1 protein-coding gene is annotated in these 1110 nt (G+C 45.3%); it reads left to right on the forward strand.

Translation table 11 applies throughout. The features are described from left to right. On the forward strand, positions 1-979 hold a 979-nt coding region (locus tag N1032_RS23585; protein ID WP_259542808.1), incomplete at its 5' end, for a YadA C-terminal domain-containing protein. Between the last annotated feature and the right edge of the window lie 131 nt (positions 980-1110).

The raw sequence follows: 1110 nt of genomic DNA on the forward strand, positions 1-1110 counted from the left end.
CGCTGTAGATTCTTACCTGTCTAGCTTTAAAAATGTACCTGCTTACGTTGGCAACACTTTAAAAGGCAGTGCAAACACTTTAAACGATGTTAACAACATGCTGAAAGGTAACAGTTACTATGACGGCTCAAAAGTTGTTAGCCTGCAAGGTACTGTTAAAGCAGCCGCACCAGTAGCGCAAGCCGCACCAGTTAAACACGTTGAATTAATCGTTAATGTTGAGCAATACCCATCAACAGAAGGCGCAAAAGAAATCGTAACAGGCGCACCAGAAAGCCACAAAGCAACGTTAGTAGAAACTAAAAACACAGCGGCGCAGACAATCACTAAAGCAGCAAGCGAAGCAACACAGACAGCAGAAAGCAGCGTAACAGTTATTGAGACACGCGAAGATAAATCAAGCATTGTTAAAGGTGCAACAGAAGTTGTTAACCCGCAAGCAATCGAAAGAAGCAAAACAACAGTAGGAAAAGAAGAAAGTAAACCAGCAATCAGCGTAGTAAAAATGAGTGAGACAATCAAAGGCGCAGACGGTAAAGACGGCGCAGAAGGTAAGCAAGGCGTTAGCGGTAAGAAAGGCGCAACAGGTAGCAACGGTAAAGACGGCGTTACAACAGTGATTACAAAAACAGTAGTTGATAACGAAACAAGAGCAACAGTGTTAAGCCATAGCCGCGCAATTAACCGTAACAGTGCAGCGATTGAACGTAACAGCAAAGCGATTGAGCGTAACACTAAACAGATTGCAGCGAACACCAAAGCGATTAAACAAGTTGGCGCGATGGCTCAAGCAACAAGCAACTTACATTACAACGCAAGCAACAGCGGTTATGCAATGGCAGTAGGTGAATACAAAGGCGCGGTAGCATTTGCAGGCGGTGTGCAGAAACAGATTAACGAACATACAGCGGTAACAGTGCAAGTAAGCTATGACGGTGACAGCGTAGGCGCTAGCGTAGGGATTCACGGCGACTTCTAAGACACAAAGCAGTAAAGCAGCAAGACAGACCGCCGAAAGGCGGTTTTGTCGTTTCTAGCAGCCTGTAAGACTCAAAACGGCTTCACCAATCGCAATCTAAGCGCCTTTCGCTATGTACCCTATGCAATCTG

Source organism: Herbiconiux daphne, from assembly GCF_024979295.1.
In the GTDB taxonomy this organism is placed as follows: domain Bacteria; phylum Actinomycetota; class Actinomycetes; order Actinomycetales; family Microbacteriaceae; genus Herbiconiux; species Herbiconiux daphnes.